The sequence below is a fragment of the Cobetia sp. 14N.309.X.WAT.E.A4 genome, from assembly GCF_030397495.1.
Classification (GTDB): Bacteria; Pseudomonadota; Gammaproteobacteria; order Pseudomonadales; family Halomonadaceae; genus Cobetia; species Cobetia marina.
This window is the reverse complement of the sequence record NZ_JAPNXT010000001.1, coordinates 65,329-80,377: the sequence shown is the minus strand read 5'-3', so window position 1 is coordinate 80,377 and position 15,049 is coordinate 65,329. Positions and strand designations below refer to the sequence as shown.

General features: G+C 61.9%; 16 protein-coding genes. 4 read left to right on the top strand and 12 right to left on the bottom strand.

Features of this window, described 5'->3' with window-relative positions; genetic code table 11:
- The first annotated feature begins 8 nt into the window (after positions 1–8).
- Positions 9–602 carry a phosphoheptose isomerase gene (locus OW493_RS00375; protein WP_043332512.1) on the top strand — a complete coding sequence of 198 codons (594 nt, stop codon included), beginning with the start codon at positions 9–11 and terminating at the stop codon, positions 600–602.
- A gap of 38 nt (positions 603–640) precedes the next feature.
- Positions 641–1,219 (top strand): BON domain-containing protein, encoded by a 579-nt coding sequence (locus OW493_RS00370; protein WP_077371653.1) that lies wholly within the window; start codon positions 641–643, stop codon positions 1,217–1,219.
- Between the two features lie 107 nt (positions 1,220–1,326).
- On the opposite strand, the gene OW493_RS00365 is transcribed toward OW493_RS00370, so the two are convergent.
- The 8 genes from OW493_RS00365 to zapE form a co-directional block, all read right to left on the bottom strand.
- Positions 1,327–1,929: a ClpXP protease specificity-enhancing factor gene (locus tag OW493_RS00365; RefSeq protein WP_289862766.1), complete on the bottom strand. Its 603-nt coding sequence runs from the start codon at positions 1,927–1,929 to the stop codon at positions 1,327–1,329.
- Positions 1,930–2,128: 199 nt separating this feature from the next.
- Positions 2,129–2,755 (bottom strand): stringent starvation protein SspA, encoded by a 627-nt coding sequence (gene sspA, locus OW493_RS00360; protein ID WP_077371647.1) that lies wholly within the window; start codon positions 2,753–2,755, stop codon positions 2,129–2,131.
- A 215-nt stretch (positions 2,756–2,970) separates the two neighbouring features.
- Positions 2,971–3,780 (bottom strand): cytochrome c1, encoded by an 810-nt coding sequence (locus OW493_RS00355; protein ID WP_289862763.1) that lies wholly within the window; start codon positions 3,778–3,780, stop codon positions 2,971–2,973.
- The gene (locus tag OW493_RS00350) at positions 3,777–5,039 is read right to left on the bottom strand and encodes a cytochrome bc complex cytochrome b subunit (RefSeq protein WP_289862761.1); all 1,263 of its coding nucleotides are present in this window, start codon (positions 5,037–5,039) and stop codon (positions 3,777–3,779) included. Before OW493_RS00350 ends, OW493_RS00355 begins: the two co-directional genes overlap by 4 nt.
- On the bottom strand, positions 5,039–5,635 hold the full coding sequence (petA, locus tag OW493_RS00345) for a ubiquinol-cytochrome c reductase iron-sulfur subunit (protein ID WP_077371638.1): 597 nt from the start codon (positions 5,633–5,635) through the stop codon (positions 5,039–5,041). Before petA ends, OW493_RS00350 begins: the two co-directional genes overlap by 1 nt.
- Before the next feature lie 241 nt (positions 5,636–5,876).
- Positions 5,877–6,266: a 30S ribosomal protein S9 gene (gene rpsI / locus OW493_RS00340; RefSeq protein ID WP_043332522.1), complete on the bottom strand. Its 390-nt coding sequence runs from the start codon at positions 6,264–6,266 to the stop codon at positions 5,877–5,879.
- A gap of 13 nt (positions 6,267–6,279) precedes the next feature.
- On the bottom strand, positions 6,280–6,708 hold the full coding sequence (gene rplM / locus OW493_RS00335; RefSeq protein WP_065392477.1) for a 50S ribosomal protein L13: 429 nt from the start codon (positions 6,706–6,708) through the stop codon (positions 6,280–6,282).
- A gap of 251 nt (positions 6,709–6,959) precedes the next feature.
- Entirely contained in the window at positions 6,960–8,117 is a 1,158-nt protein-coding gene (zapE, locus tag OW493_RS00330) for a cell division protein ZapE (protein WP_077371635.1), read from the bottom strand.
- 433 nt (positions 8,118–8,550) lie between these two features.
- On the opposite strand from zapE, the gene OW493_RS00325 reads away from it, so the two are divergent.
- A complete protein-coding gene (locus tag OW493_RS00325; protein ID WP_077371632.1) occupies positions 8,551–9,003 on the top strand; it encodes a DUF1043 family protein in 453 nt (150 codons plus the stop codon).
- Between the two features lie 122 nt (positions 9,004–9,125).
- Here the strand turns inward: OW493_RS00325 and OW493_RS00320 are convergent, their stop codons facing one another.
- Positions 9,126–9,902 (bottom strand): Nif3-like dinuclear metal center hexameric protein, encoded by a 777-nt coding sequence (locus OW493_RS00320; protein WP_289862757.1) that lies wholly within the window; start codon positions 9,900–9,902, stop codon positions 9,126–9,128.
- 252 nt (positions 9,903–10,154) lie between these two features.
- On the opposite strand from OW493_RS00320, the gene OW493_RS00315 reads away from it, so the two are divergent.
- Entirely contained in the window at positions 10,155–11,474 is a 1,320-nt protein-coding gene (locus tag OW493_RS00315) for a Do family serine endopeptidase (RefSeq protein ID WP_084209221.1), read from the top strand.
- A 136-nt stretch (positions 11,475–11,610) separates the two neighbouring features.
- On the opposite strand, the gene hisD is transcribed toward OW493_RS00315, so the two are convergent.
- The 3 genes from hisD to murA form a co-directional block, all read right to left on the bottom strand.
- A complete protein-coding gene (gene hisD, locus OW493_RS00310) occupies positions 11,611–12,915 on the bottom strand; it encodes a histidinol dehydrogenase (RefSeq protein ID WP_289862754.1) in 1,305 nt (434 codons plus the stop codon).
- A gap of 133 nt (positions 12,916–13,048) precedes the next feature.
- The gene (gene hisG / locus OW493_RS00305) at positions 13,049–13,693 is read right to left on the bottom strand and encodes an ATP phosphoribosyltransferase (RefSeq protein WP_077371619.1); all 645 of its coding nucleotides are present in this window, start codon (positions 13,691–13,693) and stop codon (positions 13,049–13,051) included.
- 86 nt (positions 13,694–13,779) lie between these two features.
- Positions 13,780–15,045 (bottom strand): UDP-N-acetylglucosamine 1-carboxyvinyltransferase, encoded by a 1,266-nt coding sequence (gene murA / locus OW493_RS00300; RefSeq protein ID WP_077371616.1) that lies wholly within the window; start codon positions 15,043–15,045, stop codon positions 13,780–13,782.
- Positions 15,046–15,049 lie beyond the last annotated feature (4 nt).

The window sequence follows — 15,049 nt, the reverse complement described above, 5'->3', positions numbered from 1 at the left end:
GAGCCATCATGGATTTCCAATCTCGTATTCTCGGCCACTTCAACGCCAGCATCGACACCAAGACATACGCCAGTGAAGTGCTGCCGCCCTTCATCGAAGCGGCGAGTCAGATGATGGTCCAGAGCCTGGTCAATGACGGCAAGATTCTGGCCTGCGGCAACGGCGGCAGCGCCGGTGACAGCCAGCACTTCTCGTCAGAGCTGCTCAATCGCTTCGAGCGTGAACGCCCGAGCCTGCCGGCCATCGCCCTGACCACCGACACCTCGACGTTGACGTCCATCGCCAACGATTACAGCTACAACGAGGTGTTCTCCAAGCAGATTCGCGCCCTGGGCCAGCCCGGCGACATCCTGCTGGCCATTTCCACCAGCGGCAACTCCGCCAACGTGGTACAGGCCATCCAGGCGGCCCATGACCGCGACATGCGCGTGGTGGCACTGACCGGTCGTGACGGTGGCGACATGGCTTCCCTGCTGGGCAGCGAAGATTGCGAGATCCGCGTACCGGCGACCTCCACCGCGCGCATTCAAGAAGTCCATCTGCTGGCCATTCATTGCCTGTGTGATCTGATCGATCACCAGCTGTTCGGCAGCAACGAATAACGCCTTGCGACACACGGCGCTCACCAGGAGATTACGGCATGACGCCAAAGTACCTGCTTTCCCTCATGGCCACCGCCGGCTTTCTATCCCTTGCGGGCTGTACCACCGTGGCCGACCTGACTCACAGTGGTCCCATTGACGAGGACTACGGTGATCGCACTCTGGGCGCTCAAGTGGAAGACGAGAGCATCGAGACCAAGATCGAAGTCAATCTCGGCAAGATCGATGCGCGCTTCAATGACGCCCATGTCAACGTGAATGCCTACAACGGCATGGTCCTGCTGACCGGGCAAGTGCCCAGCGATGAGCTCAAGCAACGCGCCGCGGAAGTCGCCAAGGATGTCCGTCGCGTACGCCAGGTACACAACGCCCTGGAAGTCAGCGCCAATGCGCCTACCAGCCAGCGCGTCCAGGACACCTGGCTGACCACCCGCGTCAAGGCGACTCTCGCGGCCGATGCCAACATCGATTCCGGGCGCATCATGGTGCTGACCGAGAATGCCAGCGTCTACCTGATGGGCATCGTGACCCGCTCGGAGGCCGACCAGATCGTCAGCAAGGTCTCGGAAGTCGGTGGCATCCAGCGTATCGCCAAGGTCTTCGAGTATCTTGATTGACGTAGACCGCACTCTCTGACGTATGGGTGAAAACGACGACGCCCCACAGGCCTGGCCTGTGGGGCGTCGTCGTTATCAGCCCAAGAGGACTGAAGAGGAGTGTCCACTTACTTGATGACTCGCAGCGACGGACGCCCCTTGCGGGGAGGCTTCGGCTGATCATCGCCGCCATCCTCATCGGAAGAGGAGATGCTGCCGCCCTCCTGCTCCTCGGCACTCGCGACCTCATCGGCCGCCGCATCACCCCGTGACGCCTCCTCACTCTGCTCATCATCAGCAGCGCTGCTGGCACCACCGACACTGGCCAGAGTCGGACGTGAAGGCGCCTGAGCCTCCTCACCGGAGGTCGCCTCATCCGAGGCTGCCTCACCGAAGGCCAGGTCATCCGCACCCGGCATGACAGGCTCATGCCCGAACACCATGCCAACGCCATTCTCGCGAGAGTACAGCGCCACCAGCGCCGGTGTCGGCACGCTGACGTGCATCGGCTGACCACCGAAACGGGCATTGAAGCTGACACCCTCATTGGCGATGAGCAGATCACGCACGGCACCCGGCGCGATGTTCAGCACGATCTGGCCATTCTGCACGTGTTGACGCGGCACCTGAACGCCATCCTGCTCGGCATCCACCACGATGTACGGCGTATTGTCGTTATCCAGCAGCCACTCGTAGAGCGCACGTGCCAGATAAGGGCGACTGGAAAGCATGAGAGAACCTCTTGAACTGCAATGGATGTCACGATGACCGACGTCCTGAGACGCCGAGCTACAGCTTGCGGGCACTGACACCACGTGACGGTCGAGACACCTGACCTCGGCCCCTCCCCGCCTCATGATCCGAGCCCGGAACCCACCCCGGGGTGGGTTCCAGCGACTCAAGCACCCCTTTCGGGATTGCTCAAGCGAATCAGATACGCATCTCGCGCTCTGCCTCGGAGAGAGACGCCTTGAAGGCATCACGATCGAACAGACGCTCCATGTAGTTCAGCAGCGGCTTGACCTGCTTCTCCGGCAGCTCGATGTTCAATGTCGGCAGACGCCACAGAATCGGGGCGATGCACGTGTCGACCAGAGAGAACTCGTCGCTCATGAAGAACGGCATGTCATCGAAGATCGGCGCGATTCCGATCAGGCTCTCGCGCAATTCCTTGCGCGCCTTGTCGGCTTCCTTCTTGGTGCCGTTCTGGATGGTTTCCATCATCGGCACCCACTCGCGCTCGATGCGGTGCATCCACAGACGGCTCTGGGCGCGCGCCACCGGATACACCGGCAACAGCGGCGGATGCGGGAAGCGCTCGTCCAGGTACTCCATCATCACCTTGGACTCGTAGAGGACCAGGTCACGGTCCAGCAACGTCGGCACACTGTTGTACGGGTTCAGATCAGCCAGCTCGGCCGGACGGTTGTCATCATCTACATCAATGACATCGACTGCTACACCCTTCTCGGCCAGCACGATCCGTACACGGTGGCTGAAGTGGTCGTCACCACCGGAGTAGAAGGTCATCGATGAACGCTTGGCCACAACACCCATGAAACTGTCCTCGCATCTGTTCGAGCCATGCCCGCGTCAGCTTTTGGCCTGACGAACGGGAATAAGTTTCCTCTGGGCGCCTCATCAACTGCGTGACGCGCCCAGAGGGTCAACCTTGCGTCACCCGCAAGCGACGCAAGCGGGCGCACGACCGATCAGCCGTGCGCCCGTCACTGCCTGCACGCCATTATCAATGAGCGCCACTCCGGGAGCCATCAATGAATGTCGCGCCAGTATTCCTTCTTGAGAAGATATGCCAGCAGAGTAAAGATCAGGATGAATATTAACACCTTGGGGGCCATGCTCTCAGCCTTGAGTCGCGATGGTTCGCCCACATAGGCCAGAAAGTTGGTCAGATCCCACACGGCCTGGTCGAATTCCTCTGCTGTCATGCTGCCCGGCGAGGTGATCTCCAGCACGTCGCAGGAGTCATAGTGCCCCGTTGCCGGGTTCAGCTCCGCGCCCGGAGGCACCAGGTCGCTCTGGGCGCAGACCTTTTCCTGAACGCCCTGCAATGTCTCCAGCACATTGGGCATCGCCACCAGCGGATAGACAGCATTGTTGACACCCCAGGGGCGCTCGGGATCGCGATAGAAGCTCTTCAGGTAGGAGTAGATCCAGTCCGTCCCGCGCAGACGCGCCTCGAGAGACAGATCCGGTGGCGGCGTACCGAACCAGCTCGCGGCGTCCTCAGCCTTCATCCCGATGCGCATGGTGTCATTGATCTTGAGTTCTGGCGAGAAAATCAGATATCGCTCGACCAGATCTTCGGGCATCTCCAGGTCCTCTGCGGCACGCGAATAGCGCTGATACTGCAGGCTGTGACAGCCGAGGCAATAATTGGTGTAGAGCTGCATGCCGCGCTGCAACGAGGGCTTGTCATACAGATCCGGCTGCATAGACTCACGCACTGCCTCGCCCCCTGCCGCGCTGACAGCTCCCGCCCCCAGCAGGCCGGCCACCACCACGCCTGCAGCCAGTACATGCCTCAGCCAGTCCCTTGACCCACCCTTTTGCCCGCTCATCGGCCTGTCACCCTGTCCGGCACCGCTCGCGTCTTCTCGAATCGCGTATACAGCGGCATCAGTATGAAGAAGGCGAAGTACGCCACCGTCGCGATCTGCGCGATGATCGTGCGCTCGAACGTCGGCGGCATCACGCCAAGCACCCCCAAGGTCACGAAGCTGACCACGAACACGAGTATCGCGATACGCGATAGCCAGCCCTTGTAACGGATGGAGCGCACAGGAGAACGATCAAGCCATGGCAACACGAACAGGATGGCGATCGCCAACCCCATCACCACCACGCCCCAGAACTTGGCATCGACCCCGAACAAGGGATAGTTCACGGCCCGCAACATCGCGTAGAACGGCGTGAAGTACCAGACAGGGGCAATATGCTCAGGTGTCTTCAACGAGTTGGCCGGTTCGAAATTGGGCGTCTCGAGGAAGTAGCCACCCCCTTCCGGGAAGTAGAAGATCACGGCACAGAACACGAACAGGAACACACCGACACCCACCAGGTCCTTCACCGTGTAGTAGGGATGGAACGGAATGCCATCCAACGGCTGGCCCGCCTCATCCTTCCTGTTCTTGATCTCGATGCCATCCGGATTGTTCGACCCCACCTCATGCAGCGCCACCAGATGCAGCACCACCAGCCCGACGATGACCAGTGGCAAGGCGATGACATGCAGGGCAAAGAAGCGATTCAAGGTAATGCCGGACACCAGGTAGTCGCCACGGATCATCTGCGCCAGATCCGCTCCGATGACCGGGATCGCCGTGAACAGCGAGATGATCACCTGCGCCCCCCAGTAGGACATCTGCCCCCAGGGCAGCAGATACCCCATGAAGGCCTCGGCCATCAACGCCAGATAGATGCACATGCCGAAGATCCACACCAGCTCACGCGGCGCTCGGTAGGAGCCGTAGATAAGCCCCCGGAACATGTGCAGATAGATGACGACGAAGAATGCGGACGCCCCCGTGGAATGCATGTAACGGATCAGCCAGCCATATTCCACATCGCGCATGATGTATTCGATCGAGGCAAAGGCCCCTTCGGCGGTCGGGGTATAGCTCATGGTCAACCAGATACCGGTAATGATCTGATTGACCAGCACCAGCAGCGCCAGCGAGCCGAAGAAATAGAAGAAATTGAAGTTTCTGGGCGCGTAGTAGCCTGTCAGATGGTCCTGCAGCATCTGGGTGGCCGGAAAGCGATCATCGATCCAGCGCATGATGCCTCGCGACGCCTTGGCACGTTCTGGATTCCCCATCACACAGCCTCCTCATCGACGCCGATCACCAGCACCTGCTCGCTTTCATAATGATGCGGCGGCACCTCGAGATTCGAGGGTGCCGGCACTCCGGTGAACACGCGACCCGCGAGATCGAATTTCGAGCCATGACAGGCACACAGATAGCCACCCGGCCAGTCAGCGCCAAGATCCGCGGCCCCCATCTCGGGTCGATAACCCGGCGAGCAGCCCAGATGGGTGCAGATTCCCACCAGTACCACGTACTCAGGCTTGATGGAGCGCAGGACAGCATCCACATAGGCTGGCTGCTGGGGACGGCGTGATTCGGGGTCCTGCAACTCGGCGTGCGGGATGGCCCGGATGTCATCAATCATCTCGGGGGTGCGACGCACCACCCATACCGGCTTGCCGCGCCACTCGATGGTCATCTGCTGACCCGGTGCCAGGCGCGAGATATCCGCCGTGACAGGTGCACCTGCCGCTCTTGCCCGTGCGCTCGGCTGCCAGGAAGCCAGAAAGGGCGTCGCGATGCCAACGGCGCCTATCGCCCCCACGACACTGGTCGCACTGACGAGGAAGCGGCGCCGCCCTCGATTCACACCTCGATTAGCCATATTGTTATTGTCTCCCGAACACCACCGCATGCTGCCAGACCATTCCCTTGCCGGGCACTTGACGCTTGACTGTATTAAAGGGCAAGAACCCACCGCTCACAACTCAAGAAAATCACTTTACCAGAAGCGGCTTTCTTCAATTGCGCTCGCGCCATGCGCTTGACGCCCCTATCAAGATCGCAAAAAAAACGCCCAGCACCCTTTCGGGTACTGGACGTTCTTGTGGTCGACGCCTGTTCTCTTAACGCTTGGAGAACTGCGGACGACGACGGGCCTTGCGCAGGCCGACTTTCTTACGCTCGACTTCACGAGCATCACGAGTGACGTAGCCGGCGGCACGCAGTGCCGGACGGAAGTCCTCGTTGTAAGCCATCAGGGCACGAGTGATGCCGTGACGGATGGCGCCAGCTTGAGCGGAACCACCACCACCGGCGACAGTGACGTAGACGTCGAACTGTTCGGTAGTTTCGGTCAGCTCGAGCGGCTGGCGAACAACCATGCGACCTGTCACACGACCGAAGTAGTCGTTCAGGTCACGCTGGTTGACGGTGATTTTGCCGGTGCCCGGCTTCAGGAAGACGCGCGCGGTAGAAGTCTTGCGGCGCCCGGTACCGTAGTGCTGCTGTGTCATGGCGATGCTTCCCTCAGATGTTCAGTTCTTGCGGCTGCTGCGCAGCGTGCGGATGCTCGGCGCCAGCATAGACTTTCAGCTTGGACTGCATGGCACGACCCAGCGGGCCCTTCGGCAGCATGCCCTTCACCGCCAGCTCGATCACGCGCTCAGGCTTGTGCTCGATCATCTGGTTGAAGTTCATGGAGCGCAGGCCGCCCGGGTAACCGGTGTGACGGTAGTAGGTCTTGGCTTCTGCCTTGCGACCAGTCACAGCGACTTTCTCGGCGTTGATGACGACGATGTAGTCGCCAGTGTCAACGTGCGGAGTGTACTCGGCTTTATGCTTGCCGCGCAGGCGACGAGCAATTTCGGTAGCCATACGGCCCAGCGTCTTGCCGGCTGCGTCGACGACGAACCAGTCACGCTGGACGGACTGCGGCTTGGCAGTAAACGTCTTCATGGATGAATCACCTATAGTCGGGTCTTGCACTTGAGTGCGCGACCAATCCCTATTTTTCTTGGTTGTCCGACGCCTGGCAGTCAGTGGCAGGCCGCTTGCGCGGTCACCGCCGACTCGACTCCAGACTGCCCACGCCCATCAAGGGTGATTGACCCAGGACGACTCGTGGACCGGACAACAATTCGAGCGAGCGCGCATTGTACATGCCAGACGCCCGCACCACAAAGGCTATTTCGTCTTCCGACATCGCCTCATGGCTTGTGAGGCAGCGCCAGGTATTCACGCGACTGCATTTCCTGCAGGCGTGACAGGGTGCGCTCGAATTCGAAGTCGAGGTTGCCGCCGGTGTAGAGCTGCTCGACCGGTGTCTCGGCACTCATCAGCAGCTTGACGCCACGGTCATAGAACTCATCGACCATATTGATGAAGCGGCGCACCTGATCATCGCTGTCACGCCCCATCTGCGGCACCTCCGACACCAGCACGGTATGGAACTCGCGCGCAAGCTCGATGTAGTCATTCTGGCTGCGCGGGCCATCGCACAGCTCATCGAAATGGAACCACACCACATCCTCGTGGCGACGCAAGGCATGCAGCACGCGGTGATTGATGCTCAAGCCTTCATCGGCATGACCTTCGGCTCCGGCAATGGAGCGGAACTCACGCGCCAGTCTGGCACCGCTCTCGTCACCCAGCGGACTGTGGAACAGCTCGGCATGCTCCAGAGCGCGCAGGCGATAATCGATACCCGAATCCACATTGACCACGGTGCAATGACGCTTGACCAGGTCGATAGCCGGCAGGAAGCGCGCACGCTGCAGGCCATCCTTGTAGAGATCATCCGGCACGATGTTCGAGGTCGCGACCAGTACCACGCCCTGCTTGAACAGCTCCTCGAACAGGGTGGCGAGAATCATGGCATCGGTGATGTCCTTGACGAAGAATTCGTCAAAGCAGATCACGCGCGCTTCCACGGCAAACTTGGCCGCCACCAGCGTCAGCGGGTTCTTCTCGCCCTTGTAATGGCCAAGCTCGTTGTGGACGCGCTGCATGAAGCGGTGGAAGTGCGTCCGCATCTTGTCCGCGAAGGGCAGGCTCTCGTAGAAGGTATCGACGAGATAGGTCTTGCCGCGCCCCACGCCACCCCAGAAATACAGCCCCATGATGTCCGGGGTCCTGTCGACGGCGGCCGGCCGCGACGGCTTGCCGAACAATCGACGCACCTTGGAGCCAAGCCCGCCATTGCCCGTGACATCCTCGACCTTGTCAGGCGTCTGGCGCGGAGTACGCACCAGATCGTCATAAAGGCGCTGCAGGTGACGAACGGCATCTTCCTGGGCGGCATCGTAGGCAAAGTCATCACGCTTGAGGTCTGCCTGGTACTTCTCGAGGGGCGTAGGTGCTGGCATGGAGAAACCCGGTGCAGGCCAGATTCAGCACTGGGCTGCATCTGGCGCGAAGTGAAACGAGGTCACGCCTGCGCCAGCATGGCTGACAATCAGGCAAGAACGAAATTGCGCGGCATTATACGCCCTGAGTGCAACTTTACCCACCACACCCGACGGGAAGTCCTGCTTCCCAGGCCCTTCAGTGACATGACGCGCCTCGATGGCGAATGGCGCCCTTGCTTCGGGGCGACCAAGGTCTCTCTCATGACGAATTGACGTGACGCGCCAACCCATCGATATAATGGAGTGCGTACGCTTTTGAAATACAGGCACTCTTTGCCTCATGGCCAGCGTCGCTGGACACACTGCAAGAGTCTGGACATTGGCAGCACATCATCGTGATGGCCTGCCCCGGCGGTGAAGATCACCGCAGTCGTGACACAAGGAGAGCGACGTGAACGAGAGCAATATTGACTGGATCCTGGCCATCGCCTGTTTTCTGGCTGGCATCGGTATCGGCGCCTTGTGCTACCACCTCCTGAATGCCAACGTGGCCCGCAATCAGAAGACCCGCCAGAAGCTGGCGGAGCGTGAGCTGGAACTGACCCAGTTCCGTGACGCCCTGAATGATCATTTCTCCAAGGCCAGTGATCTGACGGATCAGATCCAACGTGCCGGCAACGAGCTGCGCCAGCACCTGGCCAGCGGTGCCTCTTCACTGTGCGATGACAGCCAGCTCAAGCGCCGCCTGCTGGATACTGACACCACGCTTGAAGAAGACATGGGCGAGAAGGTCGACCTGCCACGTGACTATGCCGACAATCGCGGCACGCTGTCAGAGGATTTCGGTCTCAAGCCACAACCCGCGGAAGGCGAAGCGCAGAGCGCCAACCCGCCGCGCATCTGAGCAACCTCCTTCTGCCGTGAGTTCCCTCACGGCCATTGGACACGACAACGGCCACCTTCCAGGGGTGGCCGTTGTCGTTGGCAAGGATCACTCAGGCCGTCACAGGGCGACCATGAGCTGACTCAAGCAGGGTTGTCGATATCCACGAAGCGATGCTCGACGCCATGCTCGGCCGCCAGCCACTCGCCCAGCGCCCGAACCCCATCGCGCTCGGTCGCATGATGCCCTGCCGCCAGGTAGGTCACCCCCTCTTCGCGCGCACTGTGCGTGGTCCGCTCCGAGATCTCACCGGAGAGGAAGGCATCGACTCCCGCCTCGATGGCCAGACCGATATAGTCCTGCGCCCCTCCCGTGCACCAGGCAATGCGCTTGATCGGCCGATCATGCCCGGCGATCACGAGCACCTCTCGCCCCAGACGGCGACTGAACTCGGCCCCCAACGCGGCACTTTCCAGCTCACCGCCTGCCGCAAGCTCATCTGCGAGACGCCCGACATGCACCAGTCCACGCCCGGGGACGCCATCCAGGCATCCTTCACTGACCAACCCCAGGCGCTCGGCCAGCTGGACATTGTTGCCCAGCGTCGGATGGGCATCCAGCGGCAGGTGATACGCCGCCAGATTGATGTCGTTCGCCAGCAGTGTCTTGAGACGACGGCGCTTCATGCCCGTGATCCGAGCGGGTTCGTTCTTCCAGAAATAGCCGTGATGCACCAGCACCATATCCGCCTGCCATGCCACGGCTTCATCCAGCAGCGCCTGATTGGCGGTAACGCCCGTCAGCACTCTGCGGACCTCGCGCCGCCCCTCGACCTGAAGTCCATTGACGGTGTAATCCTTGAAGGCCTGCGCCTCCAGACAGCCATCCAGCGCCTCGACCAGCACGTCACGATCAGCCATTGAGCCTCCAGCAGTCAGATTCATCGAGTGTTACACTGGCTGCCATTGTAACGGCGCAGCCTCACCATGTAAGCGCATGGCACCTTCGCCGGGTACCGAGACATGGGTGACACGTCTTGAGCACGTCATCAATCTTCCTCTTCACCCTCCGCCTGCCAGCAGCAACCCTGCGGATGGCGACCGCCCCACGGCGGTTGCCCTCAGGAAAGCTGACGGCCCGGCAGGACCACGGATCATTCACCAGGACTCCTGATGCCTCAGACGCGACGCCCCCTTCGCAGTTCATTGCTCCCCCTTCTCTGGCCAGTGGTCACCGGGGTATTGCTTGCCATCGTGGTGCTGGATCGCTTCCCTGAACTTGGACATTCCGAGCCGGCGCCCGAGGTTGGCCAACAGGGCGGCCAACAGGGCGGCGCGATCGTCTCTCGAGATCAGCAGGTGTTGCCATCTCCCGCCTTGACCCTCTCCGCCGAACAGCGCGAGGAATCCGCCAATCCGGTACTACGCGAAGCGCCGCCACTGCAGCGCAACAGCGGGCCGGCCAGCTACCAGACCGCCGTGGACGCCGCTGCCCCCGCCGTCGTCAACATCTACTCCTCGCGCAAGATCGAGGACGACAGCAAGCACCCGCTGATGTCCGACCCCTTCTTCAACCAGTTCTACGGGGAAAATGCCTTGCGCAGCCAGCGCATGCTGTCGAGCCTGGGCTCCGGCGTCATTCTCTCGAGCGACGGCTATATCCTGACCAACAACCATGTCATTCAGGGCGCGGACCAGATACAGGTCGCCCTGCGTGATGGCCGCGAGACACTGGCCAAGGTGGTCGGGGTCGACCCCGAATCCGATCTCGCGGCGCTGAAGATCGATCTTGAAGATCTGCCGACGGTGGCGATCGCCGACTCGACCCAGGTCCACGTCGGGGATGTCTCGCTGGCCATCGGCAACCCCTTCGGAGTCGGTCAGACCGTCACCATGGGCATCATCTCGGCCACCGGACGCAACCATCTTGGCCTGAATGCCTACGAGGACTTCATCCAGACCGATGCCGCGATCAATCCCGGCAACTCCGGTGGAGCGTTGATCAATACCGATGGCTCACTGGTCGGCATCAATACTGCCATCTACTCCCGCTCCGGTGGCTCGCAGGGCATCGGTTTCGCCATCCCCGCCAACCTGGCACGTGACATCCTCGAATCACTGGTCGATCACGGCCGGGTGATTCGCGGCTGGCTGGGCCTGGAAGTCCAGGAGCTGACGCCGTCGCTGGCGCACTCCTTCGGCTTGAGCGCTCCGCAAGGCGTGGTGGTCGCCGCCGTGCTGCGGGATGGCCCCGCGGCGCAGGCCGGCCTGCGTCCCGGTGACATCCTGACGGCAGTCGCCGGCAAGCGCCTGATCGATGCGCGCCTTGCCATGGCCGACATCGCTGCGGTCAAGCCGGGCGACACCCTGCAACTCAATCTGTTGCGGGATGGCAAGCCCATGGAGGTCAGCGTCAAGGTCGGTGAACGGCCGATTCCCGACAGCACGCCCTCTCCTGCCGCCGCAGCTCCGGGCGTCTCATCCCCCGGCTGACAATGGCCGCCGGACTGGCAAACGGCTTTCACGCAAGAACCAGAGCCAGAACCAGAACCAGAAAAGCCCGCCACGGAAACCGTGGCGGGCTTTTTCATGCTCATGAACTACACCATGCTCATGAACTTCACCATGCTCACTCGATGATGCGATTCTCGGCACTGCGGGCGTGAGCGGTCAGCGACTCACCCCGCGCCAGCACCGATGCGGTACGCCCGAGGATGGAGGCACCTTCGGCCGAGCACTGGATCAGCGAGGAGCGCTTCTGGAAGTCATAGACCCCCAGCGGCGAGGAGAAGCGCGCGGTACCGGACGTCGGCAGCACGTGATTCGGGCCGGCACAGTAATCGCCCAGTGCCTCGGAGGTGTGGGAGCCCATGAAGATGGCGCCCGCATGGCGGACACCTTCGACCCATGCTTCCGGATCCGCCACCGACAGCTCCAGGTGCTCCGGCGCGATACGGTTGGTCAGTTCCAGCGCCTGCTCGGGCCCGCTGACGCGAATCAGGGCGCCACGCTCGCGCAGCGAGGTCTTGATGATCTCGGCACGCTCCATGGTCGGCGCGAGACGTTCGATTGACGCCTCGACCGCAGCGAGGTGCTCATCATCCCAGCTGATCAGGATCGCCTGGGCATCCTCGTCATGCTCGGCCTGCGAGAACAGGTCCATCGCCAGCCAGTCCGGATCGGTCACGCCATCGCTGACCACCAGAATCTCGGACGGTCCGGCGATCATGTCGATGCCGACCTGACCGAACACCGCCCGCTTGGCAGTGGCCACATAGATGTTGCCGGGACCGACGATCTTGTCGACGCGCGGCACCGTCTCGGTGCCATAGGCCAGTGCCGCGACGGCCTGGGCGCCGCCGATGGTGAAGACCCGATCGATACCCGCCAGGTGAGCCGCGGCCAGCACCAGTTCATTGACCACGCCATCGGGGGTCGGCACGACCATGATGATCTCGCGCACACCGGCGACATGCGCGGGGATCGCATTCATCAGCACGGAAGAGGGATAGGCGGCCTTGCCTCCCGGGACATAGATGCCAGCGCGATCCAGCGGCGTGACCTTCTGCCCCAGCAAGCTGCCATGCTCATCCTTGAAGGACCAGCTTTCCGGCTTCTGATGCTCGTGATAGACGCGCACACGCTCCGCCGCGACCGCCAGTGCCTCGCGCTGATCCCCCGGCAGATCGGCGTAGGCCTTTGCCAGACGTTCGGCGTCGATCACCAGCTCCGACATGCTGGAGACACTCAGACGGTCGAAGCGATTGGAAAACTCCACCAGCGCGGCATCGCCTTCCTGCTTGACGCGCGAAAGGATGTCGGTGACACGATGCTGTACCTCGGCATCGGACACCCCCTCCCAGGCCAGCAATGCATCCAGGCGGGCAGTGAAATCGGTATCGCGGCTATCGAGCCGGTTGATCAGGGTATCCATGCGAACCTCTTGTCATGTCATTGGCAGTGAGGGCTGAGCCGGACGGGCGCTGCTGCCAGATCGTCTCTGCGATCTTGAGTGATGTCGTTGCTGACGAGTCCCGCCGCGTGACACGAGGCCGGGACCTGGTCATTCATGCGTCGCGACGTGCTTCCACCGCCTGACGCAGGCGGTCGATCAACGGCTTGAGGCGATCATGCTTCATGGTCATGGCGGCCTTGTTGACCACCAGACGCGTGCTGATGTCGGTGATCAGCTCACGCGGCTCCATGCCATTGGCACGCAGGGTATTGCCGGTATCGACGATATCGACGATCTCATCGGCCAGATTCATCAACGGGGCCAGCTCCATCGCGCCATACAGCTTGATGACTTCAGCCTGGATGCCCTGTTCCGCGTAGTAGCGACGCGCGACATCGACGAACTTGGTGGCGACGCGACGTCGCGCGCCCTGCTGCTGCTGACCGACGACCCCGGCCGTCATCAGACGGCAGGCCGCGATCTCCAGATCCAGAGGCTCATAGAGACCTTCGGCGCCATGCTCGAGCAGCACGTCCTTGCCGGCGATGCCCAGATCAGCCGCTCCCAGCTGCACATAGGTCGGCACATCGGTGGCGCGAATGATGACCAGCTTGACGTCAGGCAGATTGGTATCGAAGAGCAGCTTGCGGCTCTTGTCCAGATCTTCCAGCGGTTCGATCCCGGCATCCGCCAGCAGCGGCAGGGTTTCCTTGAGGATACGCCCCTTGGAAAGGGCGACGACCAGTTGCTTGCTCATGGGGTATTCGCCCGTGCTTGTGCGTAAGAATTCAGCAGACGCTGCCGACCTGCGATGGCCGGCAGCGCATGGAGGCAGGACTCGGCTCAACCGGCGGAGCGGCGGATGATCACGCCCAGCCCGGAGAGCTTCTCCTCGATGCATTCATAACCACGATCGATGTGGTAGATGCGATCCACCATGGTTTCGCCATCGGCGACGATGGCCGCGATCACCAGCGAGGCCGAGGCACGCAGGTCCGTGGCCATCACCGGGGCGCCCGACAGGCGCTCGGTACCGGTCACCACCGCCGTGTTGCCTTCCAGGGCGATGTGCGCGCCCATGCGGTTGAGCTCCTGCACGTGCATGAAGCGGTTCTCGAAGATGGTCTCGATCACGGTACCGGTGCCTTCGGCCACGGCATTCAGCGCCACGAACTGGGCCTGCATGTCCGTGGGGAATGCCGGATACGGCGCCGTACGGATATTGACCGCCTTCGGACGCTTGCCCTGCATGTCCAGCTCGATCCAGTCATCCCCCGTGGTGATGGTGGCACCGGCTTCTTCCAGCTTGGCAAGCACCGCATCGAGGGTATCGGCGCGCGTGCGGGTGACGCGCACCTTGCCACGCGAGGCCGCTGCCGCGACCAGGAAGGTACCGGTCTCGATGCGATCAGGCATCACGGAGTATTCGCAACCGTGCAGTCTCTCGACCCCTTCGATGACGATGGTATCGGTGCCGTGGCCGGTGATCCTGGCGCCCATGGCGATCAGGCATTCGGCCAGATCGACGACTTCCGGCTCGCGTGCCGCGTTCTCCAGCACGGTACGCCCATCGGCCAGGGTCGCGGCCATCAGCAGATTCTCGGTACCCGTGACGGTCACCACGTCAAAGACGATGCGAGCGCCCTTGAGGCGGCCACCCGGCGCCTTGGCACGGATGTAGCCGTTCTCGACCGAGATCTCCGCGCCCATGGCTTCCAGGCCACGGATGTGCAGATCCACCGGGCGCGAGCCGATGGCGCAACCGCCCGGCAACGAGACTTCGGCACTGCCGAAGTGCGCCAGCAGCGGGCCCAGCACCAGGATCGAGGCGCGCATCTTCTTGACCAGCTCGTAGGGCGCATGACAGTGCTCGACCTTGGAGCCGTCCAGCTGCACGGTCATGTTGTCGCCCATCACCGGCTCGACTCCCATGCGCCCGAGCAATTCCAGGCTGGTGGTGATGTCTTGCAGGTGCGGCAGATTGCTGATGGTCACGGGACCTTCGGACAGCAGTGTCGCTGCCAGGATGGGCAGGGCCGAATTCTTGGCACCACTGGCCCAGACTTCCCCGTTGACCGGCCCGTTGCCGGTGATAATCAGCTTGTCCATGAAA

Coding starts and splice junctions, on each gene's coding strand:
- zapE (WP_077371635.1), bottom strand. CDS start 8,117: ATGCCAGCACCTACGCCCCTCGAGAAGTACCAGGCAGACCTCAAGCGT.
- OW493_RS00365 (WP_289862766.1), bottom strand. CDS start 1,929: ATGCTTTCCAGTCGCCCTTATCTGGCACGTGCGCTCTACGAGTGGCTG.
- rplM (WP_065392477.1), bottom strand. CDS start 6,708: ATGAAGACGTTTACTGCCAAGCCGCAGTCCGTCCAGCGTGACTGGTTC.
- OW493_RS00370 (WP_077371653.1), top strand. CDS start 641: ATGACGCCAAAGTACCTGCTTTCCCTCATGGCCACCGCCGGCTTTCTA.
- OW493_RS00355 (WP_289862763.1), bottom strand. CDS start 3,780: ATGAGCGGGCAAAAGGGTGGGTCAAGGGACTGGCTGAGGCATGTACTG.
- murA (WP_077371616.1), bottom strand. CDS start 15,045: ATGGACAAGCTGATTATCACCGGCAACGGGCCGGTCAACGGGGAAGTC.
- petA (WP_077371638.1), bottom strand. CDS start 5,635: ATGGCTAATCGAGGTGTGAATCGAGGGCGGCGCCGCTTCCTCGTCAGT.
- sspA (WP_077371647.1), bottom strand. CDS start 2,755: ATGGGTGTTGTGGCCAAGCGTTCATCGATGACCTTCTACTCCGGTGGT.
- OW493_RS00315 (WP_084209221.1), top strand. CDS start 10,155: ATGCCTCAGACGCGACGCCCCCTTCGCAGTTCATTGCTCCCCCTTCTC.
- OW493_RS00350 (WP_289862761.1), bottom strand. CDS start 5,039: ATGGGGAATCCAGAACGTGCCAAGGCGTCGCGAGGCATCATGCGCTGG.
- rpsI (WP_043332522.1), bottom strand. CDS start 6,266: ATGACACAGCAGCACTACGGTACCGGGCGCCGCAAGACTTCTACCGCG.
- hisD (WP_289862754.1), bottom strand. CDS start 12,915: ATGGATACCCTGATCAACCGGCTCGATAGCCGCGATACCGATTTCACT.
- hisG (WP_077371619.1), bottom strand. CDS start 13,693: ATGAGCAAGCAACTGGTCGTCGCCCTTTCCAAGGGGCGTATCCTCAAG.
- OW493_RS00375 (WP_043332512.1), top strand. CDS start 9: ATGGATTTCCAATCTCGTATTCTCGGCCACTTCAACGCCAGCATCGAC.
- OW493_RS00320 (WP_289862757.1), bottom strand. CDS start 9,902: ATGGCTGATCGTGACGTGCTGGTCGAGGCGCTGGATGGCTGTCTGGAG.